The 26,811-nt window shown below is 40.4% G+C and carries 26 protein-coding genes and 1 riboswitch; of the genes, 18 read left to right on the forward strand and 8 right to left on the reverse strand.

Annotated elements, in window-relative coordinates:
- The first annotated feature begins 91 nt into the window (after positions 1-91).
- From NYQ66_RS06055 to NYQ66_RS06080, 6 genes are all read left to right on the forward strand, one after another.
- Positions 92-796: a response regulator transcription factor gene (locus NYQ66_RS06055; protein WP_259867960.1), complete on the forward strand. Its 705-nt coding sequence runs from the start codon at positions 92-94 to the stop codon at positions 794-796.
- On the forward strand, positions 793-1,794 hold the full coding sequence (locus tag NYQ66_RS06060) for a sensor histidine kinase (protein WP_259867962.1): 1,002 nt from the start codon (positions 793-795) through the stop codon (positions 1,792-1,794). The genes NYQ66_RS06055 and NYQ66_RS06060 overlap by 4 nt, the downstream gene beginning before the upstream one ends.
- Before the next feature lie 83 nt (positions 1,795-1,877).
- Entirely contained in the window at positions 1,878-2,642 is a 765-nt protein-coding gene (locus NYQ66_RS06065; protein WP_272480048.1) for an ABC transporter ATP-binding protein, read from the forward strand.
- On the forward strand, positions 2,617-4,518 hold the full coding sequence (locus tag NYQ66_RS06070) for an ABC transporter permease (RefSeq protein ID WP_259867965.1): 1,902 nt from the start codon (positions 2,617-2,619) through the stop codon (positions 4,516-4,518). Before NYQ66_RS06065 ends, NYQ66_RS06070 begins: the two co-directional genes overlap by 26 nt.
- A gap of 120 nt (positions 4,519-4,638) precedes the next feature.
- Entirely contained in the window at positions 4,639-6,903 is a 2,265-nt protein-coding gene (locus tag NYQ66_RS06075; RefSeq protein ID WP_259867966.1) for an ATP-dependent DNA helicase, read from the forward strand.
- 134 nt (positions 6,904-7,037) lie between these two features.
- Positions 7,038-7,343, forward strand: a complete 306-nt coding sequence (locus NYQ66_RS06080; RefSeq protein WP_259867967.1) for a DUF5316 domain-containing protein — start codon at positions 7,038-7,040, stop codon at positions 7,341-7,343.
- A gap of 66 nt (positions 7,344-7,409) precedes the next feature.
- On the opposite strand, the gene NYQ66_RS06085 is transcribed toward NYQ66_RS06080, so the two are convergent.
- Together NYQ66_RS06085 and NYQ66_RS06090 are read right to left on the reverse strand one after the other, a co-directional pair.
- A complete protein-coding gene (locus NYQ66_RS06085) occupies positions 7,410-8,414 on the reverse strand; it encodes a DUF3231 family protein (RefSeq protein ID WP_259867969.1) in 1,005 nt (334 codons plus the stop codon).
- A 282-nt stretch (positions 8,415-8,696) separates the two neighbouring features.
- Positions 8,697-10,103 (reverse strand): PQQ-dependent sugar dehydrogenase, encoded by a 1,407-nt coding sequence (locus NYQ66_RS06090; protein ID WP_259867971.1) that lies wholly within the window; start codon positions 10,101-10,103, stop codon positions 8,697-8,699.
- A gap of 257 nt (positions 10,104-10,360) precedes the next feature.
- Here NYQ66_RS06090 and NYQ66_RS06095 point away from each other — a divergent pair, with 257 nt between their 5' ends.
- The 4 genes from NYQ66_RS06095 (at position 10,361) to NYQ66_RS06110 (ending at position 12,300) form a co-directional block, all read left to right on the forward strand.
- On the forward strand, positions 10,361-10,852 hold the full coding sequence (locus NYQ66_RS06095) for a DUF2975 domain-containing protein (protein WP_259867974.1): 492 nt from the start codon (positions 10,361-10,363) through the stop codon (positions 10,850-10,852).
- Between the two features lie 35 nt (positions 10,853-10,887).
- Positions 10,888-11,079, forward strand: a complete 192-nt coding sequence (locus NYQ66_RS06100) for a helix-turn-helix domain-containing protein (RefSeq protein WP_259868051.1) — start codon at positions 10,888-10,890, stop codon at positions 11,077-11,079.
- Between the two features lie 80 nt (positions 11,080-11,159).
- Entirely contained in the window at positions 11,160-11,924 is a 765-nt protein-coding gene (locus NYQ66_RS06105) for an isoprenyl transferase (RefSeq protein WP_259867976.1), read from the forward strand.
- Positions 11,925-11,994: 70 nt separating this feature from the next.
- Positions 11,995-12,300 (forward strand): hypothetical protein, encoded by a 306-nt coding sequence (locus tag NYQ66_RS06110; protein WP_259867978.1) that lies wholly within the window; start codon positions 11,995-11,997, stop codon positions 12,298-12,300.
- Positions 12,301-12,377: 77 nt separating this feature from the next.
- Here the strand turns inward: NYQ66_RS06110 and NYQ66_RS06115 are convergent, their stop codons facing one another.
- From NYQ66_RS06115 to NYQ66_RS06130, 4 genes are all read right to left on the reverse strand, one after another.
- Positions 12,378-12,923, reverse strand: coding sequence for a hypothetical protein (locus NYQ66_RS06115; RefSeq protein WP_259867979.1), 546 nt, complete (start codon positions 12,921-12,923; stop codon positions 12,378-12,380).
- Between the two features lie 82 nt (positions 12,924-13,005).
- Complete coding sequence (locus tag NYQ66_RS06120; RefSeq protein ID WP_259867981.1) at positions 13,006-13,389, reverse strand: VOC family protein; 384 nt, start codon at positions 13,387-13,389, stop codon at positions 13,006-13,008.
- Between the two features lie 34 nt (positions 13,390-13,423).
- Positions 13,424-13,702, reverse strand: a complete 279-nt coding sequence (locus tag NYQ66_RS06125; protein ID WP_259867983.1) for an ArsR/SmtB family transcription factor — start codon at positions 13,700-13,702, stop codon at positions 13,424-13,426.
- A gap of 115 nt (positions 13,703-13,817) precedes the next feature.
- On the reverse strand, positions 13,818-14,504 hold the full coding sequence (locus tag NYQ66_RS06130) for an aspartate/glutamate racemase family protein (protein WP_259867985.1): 687 nt from the start codon (positions 14,502-14,504) through the stop codon (positions 13,818-13,820).
- Positions 14,505-14,850: 346 nt separating this feature from the next.
- Positions 14,851-14,955, forward strand: a riboswitch (SAM riboswitch).
- Between the two features lie 104 nt (positions 14,956-15,059).
- Here NYQ66_RS06130 and NYQ66_RS06135 point away from each other — a divergent pair.
- From NYQ66_RS06135 to NYQ66_RS06155, 5 genes are all read left to right on the forward strand, one after another.
- On the forward strand, positions 15,060-16,226 hold the full coding sequence (locus NYQ66_RS06135) for a thiolase family protein (RefSeq protein ID WP_259867986.1): 1,167 nt from the start codon (positions 15,060-15,062) through the stop codon (positions 16,224-16,226).
- A 141-nt stretch (positions 16,227-16,367) separates the two neighbouring features.
- Positions 16,368-17,870 carry a sodium:solute symporter family transporter gene (locus tag NYQ66_RS06140; protein ID WP_259867988.1) on the forward strand — a complete coding sequence of 501 codons (1,503 nt, stop codon included), beginning with the start codon at positions 16,368-16,370 and terminating at the stop codon, positions 17,868-17,870.
- 63 nt (positions 17,871-17,933) lie between these two features.
- On the forward strand, positions 17,934-19,895 hold the full coding sequence (locus NYQ66_RS06145) for an acetoacetate--CoA ligase (RefSeq protein ID WP_259867989.1): 1,962 nt from the start codon (positions 17,934-17,936) through the stop codon (positions 19,893-19,895).
- Positions 19,895-21,064, forward strand: a complete 1,170-nt coding sequence (locus NYQ66_RS06150) for a thiolase family protein (RefSeq protein ID WP_259867991.1) — start codon at positions 19,895-19,897, stop codon at positions 21,062-21,064. The genes NYQ66_RS06145 and NYQ66_RS06150 overlap by 1 nt, the downstream gene beginning before the upstream one ends.
- Positions 21,064-21,540, forward strand: a complete 477-nt coding sequence (locus tag NYQ66_RS06155; RefSeq protein ID WP_259867992.1) for a Zn-ribbon domain-containing OB-fold protein — start codon at positions 21,064-21,066, stop codon at positions 21,538-21,540. The genes NYQ66_RS06150 and NYQ66_RS06155 overlap by 1 nt, the downstream gene beginning before the upstream one ends.
- 119 nt (positions 21,541-21,659) lie before the next feature.
- On the opposite strand, the gene NYQ66_RS06160 is transcribed toward NYQ66_RS06155, so the two are convergent.
- Together NYQ66_RS06160 and NYQ66_RS06165 are read right to left on the reverse strand one after the other, a co-directional pair.
- Positions 21,660-22,127, reverse strand: coding sequence for a CBO0543 family protein (locus NYQ66_RS06160; RefSeq protein ID WP_259867994.1), 468 nt, complete (start codon positions 22,125-22,127; stop codon positions 21,660-21,662).
- Positions 22,117-22,605 (reverse strand): CBO0543 family protein, encoded by a 489-nt coding sequence (locus NYQ66_RS06165; protein ID WP_259867995.1) that lies wholly within the window; start codon positions 22,603-22,605, stop codon positions 22,117-22,119. The genes NYQ66_RS06160 and NYQ66_RS06165 overlap by 11 nt, the downstream gene beginning before the upstream one ends.
- Positions 22,606-23,152: 547 nt before the next feature.
- On the opposite strand from NYQ66_RS06165, the gene NYQ66_RS06175 reads away from it, so the two are divergent.
- From NYQ66_RS06175 to preA, 3 genes are all read left to right on the forward strand, one after another.
- Entirely contained in the window at positions 23,153-24,043 is an 891-nt protein-coding gene (locus NYQ66_RS06175; protein WP_259867996.1) for a nitrilase-related carbon-nitrogen hydrolase, read from the forward strand.
- A gap of 78 nt (positions 24,044-24,121) precedes the next feature.
- Positions 24,122-25,492, forward strand: coding sequence for an NAD(P)-dependent oxidoreductase (locus tag NYQ66_RS06180; protein ID WP_259867997.1), 1,371 nt, complete (start codon positions 24,122-24,124; stop codon positions 25,490-25,492).
- A gap of 27 nt (positions 25,493-25,519) precedes the next feature.
- On the forward strand, positions 25,520-26,800 hold the full coding sequence (gene preA / locus NYQ66_RS06185; RefSeq protein ID WP_259868000.1) for an NAD-dependent dihydropyrimidine dehydrogenase subunit PreA: 1,281 nt from the start codon (positions 25,520-25,522) through the stop codon (positions 26,798-26,800).
- Positions 26,801-26,811: the final 11 nt, after the last annotated feature.

Below are 26,811 nucleotides of genomic sequence, written 5' to 3' on the forward strand. Positions count from 1 at the left end.
AAACACAAGAACCGTCCCCATGTTCACACCCCATGTTCACATTTATGGTACATTTAATTTAAATCAATTAATGAGCTAGGAGAATTCAAATATGGAAAAGATCATGATTGTGGAAGATGATATGAAAATTGCGGATTTTCTATCTTCTTATATAAAGAAGTATGGATATGAGGTTACGGTTGCCGAAGATTTTGAGCGAATCATGGAAACGTTTCGTGAGGTGCAGCCTAATCTTTTGTTACTGGATATCAATCTACCTCGTTATGATGGGTATTATTGGTGTAGGCAAATAAGGAAGGAATCGATTTGTCCGGTCATCTTCATATCGGCCCGAACAGGGGAGATGGACCAAGTCATGGCTTTGGAAAATGGCGGGGATGATTTTATTACGAAGCCTTTTCATCCCGATATTGTAATGGCAAAAATCCGAAGCCAGATGCGCCGTGCGTACGGCGAATATGCAAACAAGCATGAAGAACGGGTGCTTATTCAAGGGGAATTGCGTTTTTACCCGGAACGATTAGAGCTTCGATTTAAAGAAGAAGTAGCGCCCTTAACAAAAAAAGAAACGGATATCATTGAAACGTTGTTGGAGCGTTATCCACGTGTTGCCGGCAGGCAGGATTTGTTGGAGAAGCTTTGGGATGACCAAGCCTACGTCGATGAAAATACGTTGAATGTGAATATCACTCGGGTTCGTAACAAGTTTCAAGCATTAGGGATAAAAGATGCTGTGGAGACGGTAAGAGGTGCGGGTTATCGTCTACATATGACATGGAAAGAAGAGAAATCATGAGACTTTTTCTGCGTGATCATATCCTTTTCATTGTACTTCAACTCATGCAATGCATGATGATTCCTGCGCTATTCTGGCTGGATGGCTATCGTGGGATAGGTGTAATGATTTACGCACCATTTTTATCCCTCGTATTGTTAACAGCATTTCTTGTCTATCGGTACATAAGTAGAAAAAGGTTTTACGAACGGTTACAACATCCAATTGAAACAATGGAAGAATCACTCGAGACAACGGAACGAACGCCAATAGCAGAAGCGCTCGATCAAATGCTTATGAAACAGTATCGTTTGTACCAGGTAGAACTTCAAAAAGCCGAAGACAGGCAGGATGAGCATTTGTTATTTATCGATCGCTGGGTGCATCAAATGAAGACGCCACTGTCTGTGATTGAGCTAACGGCACAAACGTTGGATGAACCAGAGTCGTCTAGCATGCGCGAGGAAACGGATCGGATGCGAAATGGGCTGAATACGGTTCTCTATATGGCAAGACTTCGCACAATTGTAGAAGATTTTCAGATTAAGCCAGTCCTCCTTTCCAAACTAATTCATGAAGTAAATCAAGAAAACAAGCGTTTTTACATTCGGAATGAAGTGTATCCTCAATTAAAGGAACAACGCCCAGGTATTACAGTAGAGACGGATGAGAAGTGGCTTTTCTTCCTAGTCACACAACTCGTCCATAACGCTGTCAAATACTCAAGTGGAAAAGCAAAGCACCTTCACCTATCTGTGTATGAAAGAGAAGGGGAGGCGGTCCTTGAAGTGAGGGACTTTGGGATTGGAATTCCAACTGTGGATAAAAAGCGTGTTTTCAATAAATTTTTCACCGGTGAAAATGGGCGGAATTATCGTGAATCCACAGGGATGGGGCTTTATTTGGTAAAGGAAGTCGCTGGAAAATTAGAGCACCGAATTGAATTGGAATCAGAAGTGGGTGAAGGCACAACGATTCGAATCATTTTTTCACCCACACAAAACCTTACATCGATGTAAGGTTCGTGAAAGCATAATCGATAGTTTATGGCTCCATGCGTCGGCTATACTAGTTTTAGATACTTTAGCAGAGGAGAATGATTATGCTCACACTTACAAACGTAAGTAAGATTTACGAAGGAAAAGTGGCCTACCGTGCCCTTACAGATATTAGTTTAGACATAGAAACAGGTGAATTTGTTGCGATCATGGGTCCGTCTGGTAGTGGAAAAACAACACTTTTAAATATCATTTCTACAAATGATGCACCTACTACGGGACAAGTCGAAATAGAAGGAAAAGCTCCACATCAGTTGAAGAAAAATGCGTTAGCTAAGTTCCGTCGAACCGAACTCGGATTTATTTTTCAGGATTTCAATTTACTGCATACCTTAACAGTGGAAGAAAATATCGTATTACCACTAACATTAGATGGTACCCGTGTAAAAGAGATGAAGGAAAAAGCGCATCAAATTGCCGAGAGTCTTGGGATTGCTGCGATCATGAAAAAACGTACGTATGAAATATCCGGCGGTCAGGCGCAACGGGTAGCGATTGCACGGGCAATGATTCATCAACCAAAGCTACTATTGGCCGATGAGCCAACCGGAAATCTGGATTCAAAAGCATCCAAAGATGTTATGGCTATGCTCGAAGCCATTAATAAACAGGAAAATACGAGCTTGTTGATGGTAACACATGACCCCCAAGCGGCAAGCTATTCCGACCGTGTTGTCTTTATCCGAGATGGAAAGCTGCATTCGGAAATTCACCGTGGGGAGAGTAGACAAGCATTTTTCCAGAAAATAATTGACATGCTTTCCTTGATGGGAGGCGACGGCAATGACTTTTCGTCAGTTCGCGTTTAATAACGTATTGCGCAACAAACGACTGTATATTGCCTACTTCCTCAGTAGCATGTTTACGGTTATGGTGGTTTTCACTTTTGCTATATTTGCATTTCACCCAGCGTTTTCAGAAGGAACAATTAATCAAAACGTATTACTAGGGATGAGTGTTGCTGGTGGGATCATTTATGTATTTTCATTCTTTTTTGTCTTGTACTCGATGAGTTCTTTTTTACAGTCGAGAAAAAAAGAGTTTGGTTTGTTGATTATGCTTGGAGCATCCAATAAACAAATTCGTCTGATGGTATTTTTAGAAAATATTTTAATCGGCTTTTTTGCAACGGTTGGTGGAATTCTAACTGGCTTGGTCTTTGCAAAAGCGATTCTTTTAGTTGCTGAAAATGTATTAATCATAAGCGAAACACTGGATTTTTATATTCCAACACTAGCCATTGTGGTGACGTTTGTTAGCTTTATCTTTCTATTCTTTTGTATATCTATATTTGTTTCGTTTATTCTGCGTACGAATAAGTTGGTTGATTTAATCAAAGGGGATAAAAAATCTAAAGGTGAACCGAAAGCATCGATTATCCTATCCGTACTTGCAGCACTGCTGCTTATCGGAGGATATGGTACTGCTATTTCGGTTGAGGGTGTTTATGTTGTATATGCGATGATTCCAGTTGTTATCGTTGTGACACTTGGAACTTATCTCTTATTCACGCAATTAAGTGTGTTTCTCATTCGTCTGTTGAAAAATAATACATCGATCTTTTGGCGAAAAACAAATATGCTTTTGTTCTCAGATCTATCCTTTCGATTGAAAGACAACGCAAGGACATTTTTTATGGTGGCGATTATTTCAACGGTTGCTTTTAGTGCGATTGGATCGTTGTACGGATTTCAATCGATAATTAACGGAACAAAGGATCCCTATTCGATTACGTATAGCCCGTTTCTTAATGACAGTAAAGCGATAATCGAGGAAGATACAAACAAAATTAATGCTATCTTGCAGGAGGAAAACATCGATGCAGAGATGGAATCGTTGGAGCTGAACTATTATGAGATAGCTGAAGAAAATGCATTAATCATAAGCGCTTCTGATTACAATCGCTTTGCCTCACTTATTGTTGACAAAGAACTACATCCGGAAGAAAATGAGGCCGTTGTAGTAGAACAGAGTGGTGAAGCTGGTGGGATCGTGGAAGATGGCCCAAAAGCTAGTGAATGGTTAATGGAAGCGAATGTCCAACTAGAAGACGGGCAAGAACTTCAACCTAAAAGAATAGTTGCATCATCCGTATTACCAACAACATCGGATGGGTATTATGTGGTTAATGACAAGGATTTCGAGCGACTTGGACCACCTGAAAGAAAGGATCATAGTGTCGCGTGGAAACTGGAAGAAGGGCAAAAGGATCAAATAATTGAGGCAGGCAGAAAGATAAACAACTTGGAAGGCGATTTACAGTATAAGACGTTTATCGTTGATTATACGATTTATGAAATTAACAAAGCATATGGACCTATTCTTTTTATTGGCCTGTTTATCGGCATTGTCTTCTTCGTTTCAGCAGGTAGCTTTCTCTATTTTCGTTTATTTACAGACTTGGACGAAGAAAAACGCAAATTCCAAGCTATTGCTAAAATTGGATTAACACAATCTGAGCTTGAGAAAGTAGTAAACCAACAAGTCGCTATTCTATTTTTCTCACCAATTATTGTAGCATTAGTGCACGGCGCTATTGCGCTTACCGCTTTATCCCGATTGTTTAATTACAATCTAACAGTAGAATCTTCCCTTGTCTTAGGAAGTTTCGCCTTCATTCAACTACTCTATTTCGTCATAGTCCGATACATCTACGTAAAACAAGTAAAAACAGTCCTACGCTAGATTGGAAACATAGGGACGGTTCTTCCGTTTCCAAATTTCATTTGGAAACAGGAGAACCGTCCCCATGTTCACATTTGACTAGGTCTCCATTCCCGATGATAATTATTTTAGGTGATATATATGGCGATAATAGTGAAAATTTCAGTTAGAAATTTAGTAGAATACGTGTATCGTAGTGGTAGTATTGAGTCTGGATTCCGTACGTCTCGTGCGATGACAGAAGGAACTAGAATTCATCAGTTAATCCAAAAGGGTTACCAGGAACATGATGAAAAGGAAGTGTTTGTAGAAGCAGATATTCCTTATCAAGATTTTGTTGTACGAGTTGATGGACGTTGTGATGGATTGCTAAAAGGTGAGGAATCAGTGACCATTGATGAAATTAAGTCCACGGTACATGCATTGGATGATGTTCAGGAAGATACATATCCCGTCCACTGGGCACAGGCAATTTTTTACGGCTATATCTATGCCGGAGACCATGATTTATCGGAAGTGACGATTCAGCTTACGTATGTACAGGTGAAAACGATGGAACAGAAAAAGTTTCGTCGTGTGATGACATATGAGGAAATGAAATCCTTCGTTTATGATGTCATAGAGCAATACGGTCCTTTTTTAAGTGTGAAGTTAGAGCATAAAGAAAAGAGAAATAAAACAAGTAAAACACTCCAGTTTCCGTTTGAATCTTATCGTGAAGGTCAACGTAAACTCGCAGGTGCTGTCTATAAAACGATTGATGACAAGAAAACATTATTTGCAAGTGCTTCTACTGGGATAGGTAAGACCATTTCTACTATTTTTCCTGCGGTTAAAGCAATAGGTGAAGGAAAACTAGAGAAGTTGTTTTATCTGACTGCAAAAACCATCACAAGAACAACTGCAGAAGAAGCATTTCAACAATTGATTGATCATGGTCTAGATATCAAAGTTCTAACCATAACGGCCAAGGATAAAATTTGTTTTCAAGAGGAAACCATTTGCACGAGTAAAGATTGCCCATTTGCAGATGGTTTTTATGACCGTATAAACGGGGCGGTTATTGATATTCTGGAACAGGAGAAAATGATCGATCGAACTGTTATTGAACGTTACGCTAGAAAACATAGGCTTTGCCCTTTTGAATATTCCATTGAACTTGCCTATGCAGTGGATGCTGTCATTTGTGATTATAACTATATTTTTGATCCGAGAGTATCGTTGAAGCGGTTGTTGGAAGATCAGAAAAAGAAAACCACAATACTAGTAGACGAGGCGCATAACCTAGTGGACCGTGCGAGGGAAATGTATTCTGCTGTGATTCATAAATCTAACTTTTTACAGTTAAAAAGGGAATTTAACAATAGTCGTCTTGCTACACAAGCAAAAGCGATCAATGACTATTTACTACAAGTGAAGAAATCTGAGGAGTATTTACGGAAGGACTTAGATGAAGATCTAGTAGAATTACTTGAAACATTTATCATAGAGGCAGAGGGAGAGTTGGTAAGAACGGAACATGCATTGTTGCTGGATACGTATTTTGCCGCCCAAACCTTTGTGAAAATTGCAAAATTGTACAATGAGCAATTTATTACGTATGTGGAAGTTCATAAAAGTGAAGTGATGATGAAGTTATTTTGCCTTGACCCGTCTGAGCAAATTCTCAAAATGGGAAAAGGATTTGGGGCAAGGGTGTTCTTTTCAGCAACGTTAATACCTGGAGATTACTATAAAGATTTGCTTGGCGGACAGTCTGATGACTATGTTATTTCTATTCCATCGCCTTTTGCCAGAGAAAACACTGAGGTTATGATTCAACCCTTATCGACGAGATATCGGGATAGAGAAAAGACGATTGAGCCAATGGTACATTTTATGAAGGATGTTATCGATAAAAAGAATGGAAACTTTTTAATCTTCTTCCCGTCCTATCAATATATGAGAACTGCGTATGAGCAATTTACCGACTATTATCCAAGTGTGTCTACCATTATGCAAGATGTGGGAATGACAGAAGCAGAAAGAGAAGATTTTCTCGCGCAGTTTAATTCCGAACGTGCCGAGAGATTGGTAGGTTTTGCGGTACTCGGAGGTATTTTTTCAGAAGGTGTAGATTTAAAAGGTGACCGGTTGCAAGGTGTGATCGTAGTTGGGGTTGGCATGCCACAGATTGGTTTTGAAAGAGATATTATTAAGGACTATTTCCAATCGGTTGGGAAGAATGGCTTTGATTATGCTTATGTATATCCTGGGATGAATAAAGTACTGCAAGCTGGCGGACGTCTTATTCGATCTGATTCTGATACTGGTGTAATCGCACTTATCGATGATCGATTTTTACAGAAGAAGTACCAAGCACTCATACCTTATGAGTGGCAACATTATAGAGTTGGCGGTGTGTGAACATGGGGACGGTTCTTGTGTTTCCAAATTAAAAATGGAAACGGAAGAACCGTCCCTGTGTTCACATCATTAACTTTGAAACAAATCATTATGTTAGTTCGTATATAAGCTATTAAAATAAGGGGGAATCATTTTTGTTGAGATATCTAGGTATCGGTTTATTGATCACCCTTGTTGCGGTAGTTATCGGTTTTGTTACAGGGGAATGGAATTTAGTTGTAAAAATAATCGGGGGAGCAGCACTTGTTCCTTTGTTGCTTTCCGGTCTAGCTACAGGGGCTTTCGTAAATGGTGATCGCGCTAGAGCAAATTATCATACAGAAACGAAAGAAGACAGGCAACAAAGAAACAAATGGGTGGGTAGATTATTATTAATTAGTATCCCGAATGTAGTTATTTTCATAGCATTGATTGGGAGCGGTTTGTTAGCAAGTTTGTGATAATTCCACTTAAGAAAAGGAGTTTAAATCACAAAGAAAAGCCTTAGAACAAAGAGGCTTTTCTTTTTATTTATCTTTTGCTATTTCTTTTCGATTTGGAGCAAGTGGAGGTTGCTCTAACCACTTATTTTTAGTCATCAAGTTAAACCAGTTTTTTGTGACTGTTAGATTCTTTAATATAATTTTTTCATAAGCTATCACAAGGTCTGCTCGCATTGCTGATGCTAGGCCTGCCCCGTGATATGATTGTGCCGCTTGCAATAAGAACCCAATATGATACAACATTAACTTATCTGAAAAAGGAGAATCTTGAGAAGTCGTAACTTCTGTTTCCCAAGACATTGGTATAGGTAAATTGTCTTGGTATAGTATTTTACCCAATGATTGAATTTGTTCGTCAGAGGTTTTTTGTGCAGATTTCAAAAATTTCCTTACTTCTTTTGATTGTGTCACTTGGCTAAACCCCATGGAAAGAGCTTTTCCTAGTATTTTCTTTTTCATGTTTAATGATAGAGCGATGATTTCAGTAGCTGCTAAAGGACGTTTTTCACCAAAAAATCCATCGATAAATTGTTGGCCTTCAATAAACTCAGGATTTGCCTCTGGAAAAAAGTAAGGGTCTCTTTGCAAATGCCCCTTTTCTAATAATAAATCAGTTGTTTTGTGATACATTTTTTTCCCATCGTTATCACAAGTATCATAGAAATCTCGCAAATCTTTTCTAACAGAGGAACTAAGTGAGGTTACGTGACCTAATAAACCGTGTAACGTTATAATGTGCAAATAGTGTAAACAAAATATATCTGAAAATAAACGTTTTGCCCCTTTATTTAAATCCGAATCAGTAAATCCTATTGGGATTGGAAATCCATCTTTTTCAAGAAAGGATGCTATTTGATGCTTTTGTTCATCAAATATATGTATTGCTTCTTCAAAAAGAGCTTTTATTTTTTCATCTTCAATGATAGATACCATATATTTGTTTACAATATCAACGGCTGTTCCGTTTACATATTGTCCCCATAGCGTGCCTATCTCGGAAGATGTGAGCTTTATATCTTCTTTATACATGAAATCACCTCTTCTAATAGTTTCCCGCATTGTTTTGACTTTATACTTAATGTAACTGGTGTGTTCGTTGAAAAGGTAATACAAATAAGTTAAGACTCTGTTCATGTTGAACAGGGTTTTTTAGTAAACAAAAAGCACTGCAAAAAAATCGACAGTGCAATTTCATATCCATATTCCCTTGTTTTTTGAATGCAAAGTAGGATTTTACGAAAGCTAACGGAACCCGTTAGAATCATGCAGTGCTTTTCACATAATTTTTAAGCGTCTGATACAACATGAAATCTATCCACTCGCAACAACTTCAAATACAGTACCCTGATTATAATCCGTCACTTTCATAGAACCATACACACCGACATATATTTTAGATTGGTCCATATTTGTACCAAGACTAACATAGTATGCGGCGTCTGATTTGAAGGGATCGTTGGTCTTAATCTCACTAAAATCATTTAGCTTTCCATCTGGTCGATACCGCGTATAAGCTAGCGTTCCTCTTGTTGGAGCATCAGGGTTGCCTTTCTTCGATAGCTCAGAAAATACAACAGTGCCTGTCAATGCAGGAATGCGAGTTCCCATATATGCTTGAACGCCCGTAAGTGCTGTTGCTTCAAACTTATCTGTACGAGGATCTTGGTGAAAGTATTCAGTCAGAGGTGACAACCGGTTTGTGGAAATCTTTACAGCTTCCTTATAATAAGCCATTACTTTTTCATCTAAGGAACCATCACCTGCGCAGTCCCTTAAAATCGATGTCGGAAATGTACCTTCCCACGCTCGCCAACCAAAGTTGATCATACCTGCTTCGTTTAGTGAAGATTCAGTTGATGCAACTTGGACAAGCTGCGTGACCGGGATCGGATTATAGTGGACGAAGGAAAAAATAGACTCCACCAAATCTTGCCCTACATTCCCTACATACTTTATATACTGATTATAAAATCTTTGATAAGAAATCCCAGGTATGTTACGTACTCCTTTTGCCATGACTGAAAGCGTTGCTTGGATAGGTTCGGGAAGCTCATTAAATCGGGTTACCACAGGAGGGGCGGTATCGGTTTGGATCGTAACATCGATTTCAATGATTTTACCTGCGATCTCCAAATTATTCTGACTTAAATTGAACGGATCGTAGCCGGATCCACCATCTCCATCCGTAAAAACGAGTTTTCCAGTCTCCGGTGAAAAGTTTAAGTTATTCACCCCATTATGATTTGTAAACGGTCTTCTGATTCGTAGTAATGTGCGCCGTTTTTGTGGTCGTCCATCCGGTTGCAATCCCCATTCTTCAATCGTATTGATATGACTATATTGCGTTTCTCGGTTCGTCCACTCTAAGTTTAGTGTACTAGGATCACAAGGATCAGGCTCAAAAGAATCAGACAGGGCACCAGGACCATCCGTGCCAGCTACTGAATAGTGGATATAAAATAACCCGTTATAATAAAATCCAGGATGAAATGCCAGTCCTAATAATCCGCGCTCATCATACCCATCTAGCTCAATGATGTGCGAGCGAATATCTAAAAACGTCTTTATTTCTCCATTTCTTATGTAAAAAATCTCTCCTATTTGTGTTGCAATAAACAGACTTTCTACCGTGTCACCAGGGAGGATAGTAGATTTAATAACCGTAGGCAAATTGAGATTATGAACGACCGGTTGTAAATTGACCGAAACTTCTTCCAATACCCTTCACTCCATTCGTTTGATCATCTAATTTAAACCTATGATTTTTAGACATTTATTAGTACAAAGTGTAGGCAAGGGGACGGTTCTTGTGTTTCCAAATTGGAAACACAAGAACCGTCCCCTTGCTTCAAGATCTGTCCCTAATGTTTACAAAAAATCAACAAAAATAACATGAAATTTAATAATATTTTATTGCAAAACGATAAATAAATTGATAAGATGCAGATAGAAAATAAATTGGTGAGGTGTATGTGATGAATCGAGGATCAACACTCTTCTTGAAGATATCTATTTTTGTGATTGGAATCCCCGTGCTTGGTTTGTGTCTCTTTTTATTGCCGCAGATCGCAATGGAAGCTTTCGAACAAGCGCAAAAAGGTGCTGGGTTAGCTTATGTTGTATTTGGCATTTTAATTATTATGTATGGATCAGCAATACCGTTTTACATTGCGTTGTATCAAGGGTTATTGCTTTTAAGTTATATTGACAAGAACCAGGCTTTCTCTTCCTTATCCGTGAACGCACTAAGGAAGATCAAAAACAGCGCAAAACTTATCTTTGGTATGTACGTAGTCGCTTTACCATTCATTTTTGTCATTGCGGAGTGGGACGATGCACCTGGTCTCGTATTGATTGGGATGGTTATCGCTGGCTCTTCCTTGATTGTCGCGGTATTTGTTGCTGTTCTCCAAAGACTCCTGCAGCAAGCAATTCACATAAAATCTGAAAATGATCTAACAGTCTGAGGTGATAACAAGTGATTATAATCAATATTGATGTGATGCTGGCGAAAAGGAAGATGAGTGTAACAGAGCTTTCGGAGAGAGTAGGGATAACGATGGCTAACCTATCTATTTTAAAAAATGGGAAGGCAAAAGCGATCCGATTATCTACGTTAGAGGGGATTTGTAAAGCGCTCGATTGTCAACCGGGAGATATTTTAGAATACAGAAGTGACGATGAGACTGAATAGGAAAGCTTAAGACGACGTCTGTCTAGTACGGAGTAGGAAAGCCTTAGAATAAAACAACGATAGGTTAAGGAGTTTTGAAAATGCATATGAACATTCCTTTTTTAACAAAAAAAGATGAGAAAGTTAACGTTTATTATAAAGAAGGTCATACACCTGACCATATAGCGATCATTATGGACGGAAACGGACGTTGGGCACAGAAACGTGGATTGCCGAGGTTTGCGGGTCATAAGGAAGGATTATCTGCTGTTGTAAAAGTCGTGAAAGCAGCGGCAAAATGCAAGGTAAAAGTACTGACGTTGTACACCTTCTCTACAGAAAACTGGAAGCGTCCAAAGCCTGAGGTCGAATTTATATTGAAGCTTCCAAAAGAATTTTTACATGTGTATCTGCCAGAGATTAAAGCCAATAATGTACGAATTGAGGTTATCGGTAATATGGAAGAACTTCCTGTATCTACGCAAGAAGCGTTGCAATATGCGATAGACTCTACGAAAGAAAACGACGGTCTTCAACTAAATCTTGCCCTCAACTATGGAAGTAAACATGAGATGATTCATGCGATGAAGGACATGTTCGCCGATCTAATCGATGAGAAAATTTCGCTTGATGAAGTAGATGAACAGCAATTCTCAACGTATCTCGATACAGCCGGTATGCCAAATCCAGACTTACTTATCCGAACAGGTGGAGAAAAGCGGCTGAGCAATTTCCTGCTATGGCAAATGGCTTATACGGAATTCTGTTTTAGCGATGTGCTCTGGCCAGATTTTACCGAAAAAGAATTTATGGGTGCGATGGAAGAATATCAGTTGCGAAAGAGAAGGTTTGGCGGGATAGGGTGATAGACTACAAACGTGCGTCTAGCTGGTCGTGACGGCGTATTGTGCGGAGTGTCTATGTAAGGAGGAGAAGATGAAAAAATTCTACGTACTATTTGGATGCTTTTTGTTGCTTGTTCTGCTTAGCTCTGTTTATGGACCTTACAATCTTTATCATGAATTTAACGAGACAAAAACCCTCAAACAGTTTATATCAGAGGATAACACTTTCAACCGACTTGAAGTAGTAGAGATCGACTATCGTGGTTCAGATACGTATTTTATTGAGGCGAAGGATGAGAACGAGACTAGAAATTTCATCGTAATGAACTATCATTCTTCCGTAATGAACGGACATTGGAAGGTTTTTGAACAAGTGTCGATCGGGAATTATTATTGAATCTATAAAGGTAAAAGCAAAGAGCTTTCTTCCTAATAAAGAAGGCTCTTTGCTTTTACAAACGTCAGATCATGGAACTACTTCCAAATACCCTCATACTTCTTTTTGTATTTTTGATCATCAACCGTCTCAATTAAATCTAAAGCCGTTTGTTTGATCGCCTCATCATGGAGATGATTATATAAATTCCTCATGTTTTGAAGGATGTCATTTCGGATTAAAGTGAAATTCTTTTCATCTGTTCCATTTTTAAAACGGTCAACCATATATTCCATAACCAGTTCTTTTTGCGGGGTACCAGCAATTCCAACCTTCCATATAGATTGAAGGCTATGTCTAGCTGTTACAAACTTTTCATCTTTTGTAACCTCCCAAAGCTTAGGAAAATCTTTAAGCATTCTCATCTCTGGATCATTTTTAGCTAGATTCGCTAAATATTGTGCTGCACGAGAGCGTTGATGATTATCTTTGTGCGTTAAGTCCTCTAATAGTTGATCCCATACTTCATAGGCCCAATCTACTTTTTGATCCGTCACCTCTAAGATTTTTTGATACGCTTCATATCGCTCATCTTTATCACCTGTTTTTGATTTTTTAAATTCCAATTTCATTTGAGTGTCCATTTTTGCATCACCTAATTTCCTTAAAGATTCTTAAAATAATACCGCTATCTGAAGTTTTATTTCAATTTAAGATTGCAGTCTGCTACTGTTGTATTATTTGAATAAGGTTGCCACAAGTATCGTCGAAGACTGCTATTGTGATTCCGCCCATTTCTGTTGGTGCCATCGTGAATTGCACACCTTTTTCCACTAATCGTTCATAATCTTTTTGAATATCTGCAACCCCAAACATGGTAACTGGTATGCCCTCTTCAAATAACTTCTTTTGATACTCTTTTGCTGCTGGATGTTCATTCGGTTCTAGCAATAGCTCAGTCCCGTCTTGTTCATCTGGAGAAACAAGCGTGATCCATCTGTGTTCTCCTGTAGGAACGTCATGCTTTTTAACAAATCCCAACGTTTCTGAATAAAATGCTAAAGCCTTGTCTTGGTCTTCTACAAATATGCTTGTAACGATAATTTTCATCGTTTTTCCTCCTTTGTTTCTTTCAGATATAAAATTATTCTACCCAGCCTTTCAATAAGTCTGTTAATGGTTCTTTGTTAAACATAAGTACCCGATATTTCCCCTTTCGTTTTGATTGGACAAGCCCCGCATCTTCCAATGCAGAAATGTGTTTAGAGATCGCTTGTCGCGAGATGGAAAGGCCATGTTTCATAATGAGGCGTGCAGTAAGTTCGTACAACGTTAGTTCGTTCCGTTCAGATAGCTCGTCTAATATAAGCCTACGATTAGAGTCGCTAAGTGCTTTGAATATCGCATCTTTGTCCCAATTCATATATCAAGTATATGCAACCAATTAGTTGCATGTCAAACACAAGCAACCCATAAGTTGCTTGTGAAGTAGCAATGACGGTGCAGATACCAGAGTTCAAACAAGTAAAGGTAACTTTCTAAAGCGCATTTTTTACTGCTTCGATTGCATGAATAACTGTAGTATCAAATAATGGAACTTCTGAATCTTCAGGTTTAACTAATAATCCGATTTCAGTACACCCCAAAATGATGCCCTCAGCTCCTGCATCCACTAAATGTTGGATGACCGTTTTATAGTAGTCTTTTGATGAATGGTTCAGATGTCCTAAACACAGCTCTTCATAAATAATTTTATTCACATTGTTTCGTTCTTCTTTATTTGGGACTAACACTTTAATCCCATTCGAATCAATTCGAGATGTATAAAAGTCTTGCTCCATCGTATATTTCGTTCCTAGTAAGCCAACTGTTTTCATATTGGATCGTTGGATTTGCTTCGCTGTTGCATCAGCAATATGTAACACAGGAATATTTATTTTAGCCTCAATATAATCAATTACTTTATGCATGGTATTTGTACAAATGACAATGAATGCTGCACCAGCTTTTTCTAAAGATGATGCAACCTCTCCTAATGCTTTACCCGCACTTTCCCAATCCCCATTAGCTTGGTAGCGTTCAATCTCGTCAAAATCAACACTATATAACAGACACTTCGCTGAATGTAACCCGCCTAATTTTCTTTTTACCTCTTCGTTCATTATCCTGTAATACTCTAATGAGGATTCCCAACTCATTCCACCGATAAGTCCAATAGTCTTCATCACATTTCCCCCCGTTCAGTAAATTACAATCGCAGTACAATGCATCAATTTTTGAGTGGCTATTAAATTAACGAAAAAATCTAGCTTCTACAAATATTACTTTTTTCCTTTCTATATTACTACAACATGCCCTTAAGTCAGAACACTTTTCATAGACCGTTGCTCTATGTGAAAGAGATGACCCTAATTTTCATGAAAATCATACGAGTGTTGCTAATGGACGGGCTTTTCTCCCATTTTTCCATTTCACGTCTCTTAAAAAAACGTTGACAACTAAATTATGCTTCTGTTATAGTTTGAATTGCTAGATAATTACGAACAGTTAAACAATAATTAAATACTACTACTCTTATCACGAGTTGGCTGAGGGATTTGGCCCTTTGACGCCCGGCAACCGCCCAGAAATGGGAATGGTGCTACTTCCAACAGACGTATGTCTGAAAGATAAGAGGGCGGAGCTACTATGTGTATAACTTCAACCTCTTTCTTATTGGAAAGAGGTTTTTTGCATTTTTATAGCTAGAAAATTTAGTGTGTTTTGGAAGGAGTGGGGGGATGAACCCTGTCATCTTAGAAGGTGTTCGAACACCGTTTGGAAAATGGAAAGGTATGCTATCAAATATAGAAGCAAAGGAAATTGGCACGTATGCTGTTCGGGAACTAGTCAACCGGGTACCCGAAGTAGCTGAAGCAGACGGTGTATTGCTCGCACAAGTACTGCAAGCGGGACAGGGGCAAAACCCAGCAAGAAAAGTAGCGGTAGATGCAGGGATTTCCCGACTAACGCCAGCAATTACCTTAAATAATGTATGTTTGGCTGGTTTGGCAACTGTAGCTGATGCGGTTCGTCGGATTCATTTTGGTGAAGGTAACTTATACATAACAGGCGGATTCGACTCAATGACAAATGCACCGTACACTGCATCCGTAAGAAAAGAACAATCGATTGGGCCGCTGGAACTAACAGATACGCTATTACACGATGGGTTATGGTGTGCATTATCGGATGAATCGATGGGTCTTTCAACAGATAGAAAAAATAACGACTTCTTGATCACGCGTGATGAGCAGGATACATTTGCACAGCTTTCACAGGAAAGAGCTTCCAATGCACAACGCTATGGATGGTTACAGGAAGAAATTGTACCAATAGACCTGAACGGTAACGCCCTTACAGAAGACGAGGGTGTAAGACATAACTCTTCGATTGAAAAACTCGCTACCTTAAAGCCAGCGTTTGCTAAAGATGGGACGATTACAGCAGGAAATGCATCGCAAATGACAGATGGTGCAAGTGTTGGAATTATTTCAACGGAACAAAAAGCTGAGCAGTTAGGGAAGCAGCCGCTAGCGAAAATTCTGGGATGGGCGGATGTTGCTGGTCCAGATACAAGTCTACATACTAAGCCTGCACATGCAATTCAGAGATTACTAGAAAAACAACGTCTAACACTTGATGACATTGATTTGTTTGAGATCAATGAAGCCTTTGCGAGTGTCGTGATTGCTAGTTGTCGTGAACTTGGGATTGGCTATGAACGAGTCAACGTCAATGGTGGCGCAATTGCCATAGGTCATCCACTAGGTGGCACTGGCTTTCGACTTATCCTTACGTTAGCAAAAGAATTACAACGTCGAGGTGGTGGAAAAGGAATTGCCTCCTTATGTGGCGGTGGTGGCCAGGGTATGGCCGTGTTAATTGAAGTGCCAAAGCATTGGTGAATTTAGGTTGATATATATAGAAAAAACTAGGGGGAATGGGTTCATGTTTTTAACTTATTTTTTAGTATTAGCTTCTTTATGGACAATCGGTCTTATTATTTGGAAGGTTTCATATGCAGGAAATAAGGGGGGCGACAAATAATGCCAGCAGTATCAGGTGCTTTATTTTGGACTATTATTATTATTTTAGTGGTTTATTTTGCCGTCGTGATTTGGGTTGGTAGTAAGGGGAGCAAATTCAGTAATTCTATGGTTGGATTTGCGACAGCGAGAGGGAAGGTAAAACCTTGGCTTGTTGGTGCAAGCTTTGCTGCTTCTTATGCGAGTGCAAACTTGTTTATCGGTGTTCCAGGACTCGCTTACCAATATGGGACTTCCGTATTATGGTACACGATCGGATGCTTTGGTCTTTCTTGGCTTGGTTTACTACTATTCGCAAAAACTTTTTGGCGATACGGTAAAAAATTTGGTGGGGTATCTACGTTGCCGGAATGGCTTGGTAAAAGGTACAACAGTAAAGCATTACAGGTTTTGGTTAGTATCTTAATTTTATTTAATGTTTATTATATTGTTGGTCAAAATGTAGGATTGGCTACCATTTTTGAAACAGTACTAAATATTCCATACCTCTGGGGGATTATTATCGGTGTTACAATAACGATTCTTTACATCGGTCTAGGTGGTGCATTCGCACAGATTGTAACAGATGGGATTCAAGGTGTATTGATGGCTGTTACCTCGGTGCTTTTGCTCCTATCGTTATTTTGGACGATTGGTGGAGGGTTTAATGTATTCGGTCAATTATCTAGTAAGCTTGAGGCAATTGATCCGAACTTAATTTCTCCGTTATCGAACGGTGGCCCATATGATAGCTGGGTAGCTATTGCGGCGGTACAGTTTTTACTATTTAGCTTTGTGCTAATGCCACACCTATTAAACAAAGTACTATCGATTGAAACAGAAGAGGACTTGAAGCCATTCACATTATCCGCAGGAGTTGTGTTATTCCTTATCTCAACATTGATGGTACTTGGCGGATTGGCGGCGAGAGTACTTGCACCTTCACTCGATAGTGCGGATGCAGCGATCCCTGTATATATCTTAGATGCGTTCCCGCCAATCGTAGCAGCAATCATGATTGTTGGGATTATCTCAGCAATTTTATCTAGTACCGATAGCTTGTATCTTGGGGTAACATCCAGTATTGGAAATGACTTTTATAAAGTATTGGCACCAATTTTCTCGAAAAAACAGGTATCAGAGGCTATTTTAGATCGAAATGCTGTGCGAGTGGCAAAAGGTTCCTTACTATTTGTTGGGCTTGCGACGTTATATATATCACTGGATAGACCAGAGTCATTATCTATCTTAATTCAGTTTAGCTTCTCAGCAATTATTAGTGGAATTATCGCGCCTGTAACATTGGGCTACTTTTGGAAGAAGGCCAACGGTTATGGCTCGATTGCAGCACTCATTACAGGGACAGCATTGTATGTACTTTTCACAAGTCAGAATCTGATCGCAAATATATACATTGCAATGTTCTTTAGCTCAGTAGCCGCATTTGCTGTTATGTATGTCATTAGTCTATTAACGTATAAAGGCACCGTTAGTCACCAAGGAGCGGTAACAATCGGTAAATAATACTTATGTAGGAGGCTATTCGTAGTCTCCTAGATTTGGTTTCTGATAAGAGGAGGAACAATAATGGAACAACAGAGAGTAATAGACGCGAATGTATTGTGGGAACCTTCTAAAGAGTGGGTAGCTTCATCTAATTTAAAGCGATTTGCAGAACAGGTTGGTGTGTCTCTTTATCCATATGAACAGCTTCACCAATGGTCAGTCAAAAACCCTGCAGCATTCTGGTCAGGTGTTTGGGATTTCGCGGGAATTATTGGTGAGAAAGGAAAAACAGTTTTTGTACCCGCAGAAGACGGTGGTATGTTGGGCGCAAGCTGGTTTCCAGATGCACGGTTGAATCTAGCAGAAAACCTGTTAAGCGGGAACGAAGAGCAGACCGTTGTATACGAAGCAAATGAAGAAGGAGTTTCCAGGAGCGTGACGAAGGGCGAGCTACGTGCGCTAGTAGCAAAGGCGCAAAAAGGTTTGCAGGAGCTTGGTGTCCAAGCAGGCGATCGTGTAGCTGGTGTGACAACCAATAGTGTGGAGAGCCTTGTTGCCCTTTTAGCGACGGCTTCGCTTGGTGCGGTTTGGAGTTCTTGTTCACCGGATTTTGGTGCAAAAGGAATTATTGATCGGATTGGTCAGGTGCAGCCAAAGGTATTAATCGCTTCACTCGATTACTATTATAATAGGAAATTTTTTGACATTCGTGAAAATATAACGGCAGTTTGCGATGAGCTTGATACTGTAAAGGCTGTTGTTACGCTGGGGGATGCTACTGGTTATGCTGTGGATGGAACTACTAATCTACTTTCCTGGCAAGCGCTCACGGACCATGCTGTAGAAGAGCCAATATTTACACGCGTTCCGTTTGATTCTCCTCTTTATATTTTATATACATCAGGAACAACAGGGCTTCCAAAAGCGATTGTGCACTCGGTTGGTGGAACGTTGCTTCAACACGTAAAGGAGCATCAATTGCATTGTGATTTGAAGGCTGGGGATGTGCTATTCTGGTACACCAACACGGCTTGGATGATGTACCCTTGGTTAGTTTCGGGGCTTGCAAGTGATGCGGGGATTTTGCTTTATGATGGGTCACCAGTACGAAAAGATCGTATTGGAGTCTTATGGGATATTGCCGATGAAGTTGGTGTCACACATTTTGGCACAAGTCCAAAGTATTTAGCAGCCTTACAAAAATGTGGGTATCAAGTTGGGGCAAATCATGACTTATCCGCACTACGTAGTGTGTTGTCATGTGGCGCACCGCTTGTTGAGGAACAGTACGATTGGATTTACGAACAGATTAAGGATGATATTTTGTTGGCGTCGATCTCTGGTGGAACAGAAATCATCGGTTGTTTCGTAATGGGATCGCCAATACATCCTGTCATTCGTGGTGAGATTGCGTGTAAAGCACTTGGAATGGCTGTAGACATTTTGGATGAAAACGATGATTCTGTTGTCGGTGAAAAAGGTGACCTCGTCTGTACGAAGCCATTCCCGAGTATGCCCATTACGTTCTGGGGGGAAGGCGGGGATGAGCGCTATTTCAACGCTTATTTTGCTGCACGTTCTGACATATGGACGCATGGGGACTTGGCGAAGCAAACGATCGATGGCTCGATTGTGATTTACGGAAGAACAGATACAACGTTAAATCCTGGTGGTGTGCGAATCGGTACAGCAGAAATTTACCGTGTTGTGGAACAGGTGGAAGAGATTAAAGATTCGATTGTGTTTGGTTTTCCAGTTGAAAATGATGAGGAAATTGTGTTGTGCGTAGTAACGGAGGATGGTTACCTTCGTGATGAGATTGCGGATAGAATTCGTAACGATGTGAGAAAAAAAGCATCTCCTCGTCACGTGCCACGTAGAATTTTTGTTGTAAAAGATGTGCCATATACGATTAATAATAAAAAAGTCGAGGGAGCCGTCCGTGCGGCAGTTCGAGGAGAGGTCGTTAAGAATAAGGATTCGTTAGCAAATCCGGAATGCTTAGAAGAATATACCTTGTTAGGTGAAAGGAGTTATCAGTAATGGGAGGTCGCGCTAAATCGAGTGCTGCGATTATCGGAATTGGAGAACTGAAGCCGAGTCGATATACAGAAGGAAAAACAACTTTAGGTATGATTGCAGAATCGGTGTGTTTGGCCGTTCAGGACGCTGGTTTGGAAAAAGAAGCAATCGATGGGCTATTGGTTGGTCCTCAAGTTGGTGAAACGCCGCAACACGTTCCTGCTACGGTTAGTGAATACTTGGGGCTTGAACCAAAAATGTCTAATGTCGTGGATTTAGGCGGTGCTACAGGTCCAGGAATGCTATGGCGGGCACAGGCAGCCATTGATGCTGGCATGTGTGAGACGGTTGTATGTGTGCTTGGGAATATCAATGAAAAAGGAAAAGCGTTACGTTCCCCGAACCGAAATCCAATTCGAGAGTTTGACGTTCCTTTTGGGGCGTCAGGGGCGAACACTTCGTATGCACTATTAAAGCGCAGGCATATGGAGCAGTATGGTTCAAAGCAGGAGGATTTTGCCCTGCTTGCACACTGGGCACGTAAAAATGCACAGTTGAATCCAGATGCTATTTTTTACGGACAACCCGCGTCGGTTGAAGATGTGATGGCATCACCAGTTATCGTAGACCCGTTACATTTGTTTGAAATTGTGATGCCGGTAGCCGGTGGTGCGGCTGTTGTGATCACTTCTAATAAGCGTCTGATTCATGGATGTGGCCATGCGCCAGTCTATTTGTTAGGGGCAGGAGAAAAAGTCACGCATCGTGCTGTTAGTCAGGCACCGGATTTGGAACATGCGCCACTGAGCTATGCGATTCCGCATGCATTAGCGCAAGCTAGGGTAGGTATAAATGATATGGATTTATTATCTTTATATGATTGTTATACAAGTGTCGTAGCAACAACCATTGAGAACGCAGGACTATGTGCACCAGGTCAGTTTGGAAAATGGGTAAGCGAACACACACTGGGCCATGATGGGGATTGGCCACTTAATACACATGGTGGACAGCTTGGCTTTGGACAAGCTGATTTAGCTGGTGGCATGTCGCACGTCATAGAAGCCGTGCGTCAGTTGCGTTTAGAAGCACATGGTCGACAGATTAAGGATGCACAATACGCACTAGTGACCGGTAATGGTGCGACCCTTAGTGAAGCAACTGCTTTAGTGTTAGGAGGCGAAGCTTGATGGATGGTGATATCTTTCGTGAACAAATGATACATAATTCCCCGAATGGTGCTAGTTTGGAAAGTTTAAGACAGTTGTCAGTACCTGGACCAACTGTTACCACTGTAACGAAGCCTTTTTGGGATGGTGTTGCACGTGGTGAATTTTTGTTGCAATGGTGTACTGCTTGTAAGAAATGGGTATTTTATCCACGAACCCATTGTCAACACTGCTGGAGTGATCAACTAAATTGGAAGGAGGCCTCTGGTCTTGCCACGCTCCAGACATGGTCGACTGTCCATAAACCTGGACACCCAGCTTGGCAGGAAATAGCTCCATACGTTGTCGCGGTTGTGCAATTAGAAGAAGGTCCAACGATGATGACGCAACTTTTGATCGATCAAAGGAATAAAGACCAATTACAAGCAGGAATAGCACTGCAAATCCAATATGTGCAGTGCGGAGACCATGTACTCCCTTTTTTTGCAATTGTATGATGAATAGTAAACGCAGGGACGGTTCTCCTGTTTCCAAATATCATTTGGTGGAAACATGGGGACGGTTCTTGTGTTCACAAAATCGCATGCATATCTAGATGCATGCAGCTGCTTCATTTTTACCCCCCATCAATCTTAAAATACCACTTATAAAACAGCCACGATAAAGATAAGGTAAGGTAAATCGATAACCACGAGATCGACCAGTGCCAATGCAAATAACGAATAATATCTGTGTATCTTTCAACGATGATTTCCGGTATCGTTATCCCAGTAGCGAATAAACCAGTATATAAAATACCTTTCCACTTTGAAGCTATTCGAGGATAATAGATGCTATAGTAAACCGTAATGATTGGATAAACGAGAAATTCAAAAAGAAAACTCGTGCCATTGACCCTGGCGAGTTCTCGAATAGGATATTCTATTAAGTCTAGTTCCACAACAAGTAAACCAAGAAACCAGGAAACAAATAGTTGGAATAAGTAGATGACCGAAGCTTCTCTTATCTTGTTTTTGGGAATAAATGCAAATGATATAAACGTACATGCATACACACTGTATAGAATCATGTGTTCAAGATTCATACGTATCCAACCTTTTTATGTCAGGAGAATGAAAAAGCCATAGGACATATTGACGGCATAACCATAACTCAATCGTGAAATTAAAGAAACTTCGTACTAAGTTATCCCATGTAACCGTCATGATGCTTGAAAAAATGTCAATTATAATCATAAAGGCAAGAATACTTCCGACCCAAAATAAGTAATGCATCATTCGTCTAATAAAACCGACTTGGACTGGAAATCTTAACTGAAATAGAACAGCAAAGGTAGGAAATACAAGATACTCCATCGTAAAACTTATTTGGGTTGCTTCTTTAAATAATCGAATAGGTGCATCCAGTAAACCCGCATATGTCAAACCAATCCCAAAAATCCAAGTCAACATATGGAAAAAAAGAAAAGCTGCAATTGCTTCACGTAATCGATCACGAGGAACTGCTATCCTTAGTGTATATAGAAAAATAATCCATAATAAAAATAAAACGATATAGTCCATTTTGAGATTGATCCCCCTTCCATATAGTTTGAGAATATAATGGTAAATTTATTCAAGTGTAAACGCAGGGACGGTTCTCCCGTTTCCAAATGAAATTTGGAAACAGGAGAACCGTCCCCTTGTTTCCATTATTGATGTAAAAAGTTGTTCCGTTATAAAGGTAACACACTTCTAATATGGAAGGATGTTTAAAATTAAGTGATTAATTTTTGGTAACAAAGGCTCCATCCCGTTTCATAATTTCATTTGGAAACAAGAAGAATCATTCCCCTTTATCAAAACCAAGATGAACAGAATCTGCAATTCTTTCGTAGCCAATCTCCCTATATATCTTATTCGATGTCGAATTCATCAGGTCTTTTTACATTTTGGGTAGTGAGGTGTTAATTGGTTTGACATGTTGTATAAATGCAGGGGTGCTTTTCTTTTGTATAATTTATTTATAGTTCCTAAAGCAGATGAAAAGGGTCTTTGACGTACCTTTCTATCATCAGATATCTGAATTTTCAGATTAGTGACTACTGAAATGTTAAAGGAGGAATTGGTTATGGCAGATAAGGTAATGGTTGGATTAATTCAGGCGAAAAATGATGTAGATGGTAACGAGCCTGTTGCGATGCATAAAAAGGTTGCAATTGAAAAACATATCAAGCTAGTAAAAGAAGCAAAAGATAAAGGTGCACAAATTGTCTGTTTACAAGAGATATTTTATGGACCTTATTTTTGTACCGAACAAAATCCAAAATGGTACGACGCAGCCGAAGAAATCCCGAATGGCCCAACAACCACACTATTTCAGGATCTCGCCAAAGAGCTCGGGATCGTCATCGTTCTTCCGATTTATGAGCGGGTTGGCATATCAACTTATTATAATACGGCAGCGGTGATTGATGCCGATGGGAGTTATCTAGGCAAGTACCGAAAACAACATATTCCACATGTTGGCGTTGCAAAAGAAGGATGCGGCTTCTGGGAAAAATACTATTTCAAGCCTGGAAATCTAGGTTATCCGGTATTTGATACAGCTTTTGGAAAAATAGGTGTGTACATTTGTTATGATCGCCATTTCCCAGAAGGTGCTCGATTACTAGGATTAAAAGGTGCTGAGATTGTCTTTAATCCATCTGCAACGGTGGCGGGATTGTCTGAGTATTTATGGAAGCTTGAACAACCTGCACATGCGGTCGCAAATGGCTATTATTTAGCTGCGATTAATCGTGTTGGGTATGAAGCGCCATGGGATATGGGTGAATTTTATGGGCAAAGTTATTTAGTCGACCCGAGAGGTAATTTCGTTGTAACGGCTAGCCGTGATAAAGATGAAGTGATTGTTGGAGAGGTAGATAAAAAGTTTATTAGAGAAGTACGCGATACGTGGCAGTTTTACCGAGATCGTAGACCAGAAACATATCAGGAAATGACTGCTTTACTACCATAAAAAAGGAGGAGGTGACCGGGCGTATGCCTGCTCACCTTTTTATACACAAACAGCCAGGTTATTGAAGGGGGTAACAAGATGAGCAGTAACATCATGCATGTCTCACCAGAGGATTTAATCGCAAATTTTCGTGAAGTAAAACCGGGATTGACGAATCAGGAAGCTATCGAGGAATCGAATCGATGCTTGTATTGCTATGATGCACCATGCACGATCGCTTGTCCGACGGGTATTGATATCCCTTCTTTTATTAAAAAAATAGCGAGTGGAAACTTGAAGGGATCTGCAAAGACGATTATGATGGCTAATCCAGTCGGTGCAAGCTGCTCTAGGGTTTGTCCAACCGAAGAGCTATGTGAGGGTGCTTGTGTGTTAAATGACTCGACGAATCCAATTATGATTGGTGATTTGCAACGCTATGCAACGGATTGGGCGATGAAAAATGAACAGGTGTTATTTAAAGCCGGGAAGAAAAACGGCAAGTCCGTTGCGATTGTAGGAAGTGGCCCGGCAGGACTGTCTGCTGCAAGAGAGCTAGCTTTGCTAGGTTATGAGGTTACTATTTTTGAAGCAGAAGAACAGGCAGGTGGATTGGATACGTATGGGATTGTATCTTTCCGACTGCCACAAGCCGTATCATTTTGGGAAGTAGACCAGGTGAAAAGCTTGGATGTGGAGATCAAAACCAATACCCGAATTGGTCAAGATATCATGCCAAGTGAATTGCTTGAGAATTTCGACCGGGTTGTGATCGCTGTTGGAATGGCGAATGTTCCGAGTCTCGGAATTGAAGGGGAAGAGCTAGACGGGGTGCTAGATGCGATTCAGTTTGTTAAAGAAACAAAAACAAAACCAATAACAGATAGTTTAGTAGGAAAACAAGTAGCCGTAATTGGTGCCGGTAATACAGCAATTGATGCGGCGACGTGTTCGGTTCGCTTAGGTGCAGGTAACGTCAAAATTTTGTACAGAAGAACAGTCGAGGAAATGACGGCTTACGATTTTGAATACGAATTTGCCAAACAAGACGGTGTGGAGTTCCGCTGGTTAACACAACCAACAAAAGTGATTGGTGATGAGAATGGAAAAGTTACTGGCTTGGAATGCGTGCAAATGGAACTAGGTCAACCGGATGCGGATGGCAGGAGACGACCGGTTCCGGTGGAAGGATCGGCGTTTACGTTAGAAGTAGATGCAGTCATCAAAGCGATTGGGCAGTCTCGTTATATCGAATTAATTGAAAGCTTTTCACTGGCGCACAACGGTGGCGTTGTATCCGTTGATGGAAATACACTTCAAACCTCCAATCCAAAGGTGTTTGCGTGTGGGGATGTGATTTTTGGAAAAGGGCAAGGGGACGCGATGGTTGTTACTGCGGCAGAACAAGGAAAGCAAGTCGCTTATGCATTGCACAAGCAATTGTTCCCGGTAGCAGAATCTGCATCGTAAACCACTATTAAAAAGGAGGCCAAACATATGGCAGATTTATCGATAAACATGGCTGGTATAAAATCTCCGAATCCCTTTTGGTTGGCATCAGCACCCCCAACAAATTCTGGATACCAAGTTCAACGGGCGTTTGAAGCTGGATGGGGCGGAGCGGTTTGGAAGACATTAGGTGATCCGGTTATTAATACGTCATCACGGTTTGCAGCGGTTCATTTTAACGGCCAACGCGTGGCGGGCTTTAATAATATTGAACTGATTACCGATCGTTCTTTAGAAGAAAATTTAAAAGAAATCTATGAAACGAAGAAAAAATATCCGGACCATGCGATTATTGCATCGTTAATGGTAGAACCCGAGCGGGAAAAATGGCATGAAATTGTCAAACGTGTAGAAGATGTTGGTGTTGATGGCTATGAGCTTAACTTTGGTTGTCCACATGGCATGGCAGAACGTGGCATGGGTTCTGCATCCGGACAAGTTCCGGAGCTTGTCGAAAAACAAACGTATTGGGCCAAGGAAGCTGCCTCCAAACCAGTGATTGTAAAACTAACCCCGAACATAACCGACATTACTGTTACCGCCGAAGCCGCCACTCGTGGTGGTGCGGACGCTATTAGTATGATTAATACGATTAATAGCTTGGCTGGTGTTGACATTCATACGTGGAACACGATCCCGCATGTAGGAAATAAAGGGGCGCATGGTGGTTATTGTGGACCTGCAGTGAAGCCAATTGCATTAAATATGGTCGGGGAATGTGCGAGAAACGAGAAAATTACTATTCCAATCTCCGGTATCGGTGGCATATCGAATTGGCAGGATGCTGTTGAGTTTATGCTTATGGGTTCGACGAGTGTGCAAGTTTGTACAGCGGCGATGCATCATGGCTTCCGGATTGTCGAGGACATGATCGACGGTTTAAATAACTATTTAGATGACAAAGGCATTGCATCGGTCATGGACATTGTCGGAAAGACAGTTCCAAAGTATTCCGATTGGGGAGATTTAGATCTAAACTACAAAGTCGTTGCCCAGATTGATAATGACATTTGCATTAATTGTAACAAGTGCCATATCGCATGCGAGGATACGTCGCATCAATGTATTGATATGTTAAAAGATGAAAATGGAAAATCGATTTTGCAAGTGAGAGAAGAGGACTGTGTAGGCTGTAATTTATGTTCGATTGTTTGTCCGGTTGATGGTGCGATTGACATGGTCGAAGTGGAAACTGAGTTTCCGCCGATGTCATGGAATCAACGACAAGCAGCAACTTCGATGACAAGTGGTGTGGATTTGGTGAAATAAGTTTTTCTAAG

The organism is Aquibacillus koreensis, from assembly GCF_025154055.1.
Classification (GTDB): Bacteria; Bacillota; Bacilli; order Bacillales; family Amphibacillaceae; genus Aquibacillus_C; species Aquibacillus_C koreensis.

Bases quoted from the DNA above. Each gene is read 5' to 3' on its own strand.
- NYQ66_RS06055 (WP_259867960.1), top strand. From the start codon at position 92: ATGGAAAAGATCATGATTGTGGAAGATGATATGAAAATTGCGGATTTT.
- NYQ66_RS06060 (WP_259867962.1), top strand. From the start codon at position 793: ATGAGACTTTTTCTGCGTGATCATATCCTTTTCATTGTACTTCAACTC.
- NYQ66_RS06065 (WP_272480048.1), top strand. From the start codon at position 1,878: ATGCTCACACTTACAAACGTAAGTAAGATTTACGAAGGAAAAGTGGCC.
- NYQ66_RS06070 (WP_259867965.1), top strand. From the start codon at position 2,617: ATGACTTTTCGTCAGTTCGCGTTTAATAACGTATTGCGCAACAAACGA.
- NYQ66_RS06075 (WP_259867966.1), top strand. From the start codon at position 4,639: ATGGCGATAATAGTGAAAATTTCAGTTAGAAATTTAGTAGAATACGTG.
- NYQ66_RS06085 (WP_259867969.1), bottom strand. From the start codon at position 8,414: ATGTATAAAGAAGATATAAAGCTCACATCTTCCGAGATAGGCACGCTA.
- NYQ66_RS06095 (WP_259867974.1), top strand. From the start codon at position 10,361: ATGAATCGAGGATCAACACTCTTCTTGAAGATATCTATTTTTGTGATT.
- NYQ66_RS06100 (WP_259868051.1), top strand. From the start codon at position 10,888: ATGCTGGCGAAAAGGAAGATGAGTGTAACAGAGCTTTCGGAGAGAGTA.
- NYQ66_RS06105 (WP_259867976.1), top strand. From the start codon at position 11,160: ATGCATATGAACATTCCTTTTTTAACAAAAAAAGATGAGAAAGTTAAC.
- NYQ66_RS06110 (WP_259867978.1), top strand. From the start codon at position 11,995: ATGAAAAAATTCTACGTACTATTTGGATGCTTTTTGTTGCTTGTTCTG.
- NYQ66_RS06115 (WP_259867979.1), bottom strand. From the start codon at position 12,923: ATGGACACTCAAATGAAATTGGAATTTAAAAAATCAAAAACAGGTGAT.
- NYQ66_RS06120 (WP_259867981.1), bottom strand. From the start codon at position 13,389: ATGAAAATTATCGTTACAAGCATATTTGTAGAAGACCAAGACAAGGCT.
- NYQ66_RS06125 (WP_259867983.1), bottom strand. From the start codon at position 13,702: ATGAATTGGGACAAAGATGCGATATTCAAAGCACTTAGCGACTCTAAT.
- NYQ66_RS06130 (WP_259867985.1), bottom strand. From the start codon at position 14,504: ATGAAGACTATTGGACTTATCGGTGGAATGAGTTGGGAATCCTCATTA.
- NYQ66_RS06135 (WP_259867986.1), top strand. From the start codon at position 15,060: ATGAACCCTGTCATCTTAGAAGGTGTTCGAACACCGTTTGGAAAATGG.
- NYQ66_RS06140 (WP_259867988.1), top strand. From the start codon at position 16,368: ATGCCAGCAGTATCAGGTGCTTTATTTTGGACTATTATTATTATTTTA.
- NYQ66_RS06145 (WP_259867989.1), top strand. From the start codon at position 17,934: ATGGAACAACAGAGAGTAATAGACGCGAATGTATTGTGGGAACCTTCT.
- NYQ66_RS06150 (WP_259867991.1), top strand. From the start codon at position 19,895: ATGGGAGGTCGCGCTAAATCGAGTGCTGCGATTATCGGAATTGGAGAA.
- NYQ66_RS06155 (WP_259867992.1), top strand. From the start codon at position 21,064: ATGGATGGTGATATCTTTCGTGAACAAATGATACATAATTCCCCGAAT.
- NYQ66_RS06160 (WP_259867994.1), bottom strand. From the start codon at position 22,127: ATGAATCTTGAACACATGATTCTATACAGTGTGTATGCATGTACGTTT.
- NYQ66_RS06165 (WP_259867995.1), bottom strand. From the start codon at position 22,605: ATGGACTATATCGTTTTATTTTTATTATGGATTATTTTTCTATATACA.
- NYQ66_RS06175 (WP_259867996.1), top strand. From the start codon at position 23,153: ATGGCAGATAAGGTAATGGTTGGATTAATTCAGGCGAAAAATGATGTA.
- NYQ66_RS06180 (WP_259867997.1), top strand. From the start codon at position 24,122: ATGAGCAGTAACATCATGCATGTCTCACCAGAGGATTTAATCGCAAAT.
- preA (WP_259868000.1), top strand. From the start codon at position 25,520: ATGGCAGATTTATCGATAAACATGGCTGGTATAAAATCTCCGAATCCC.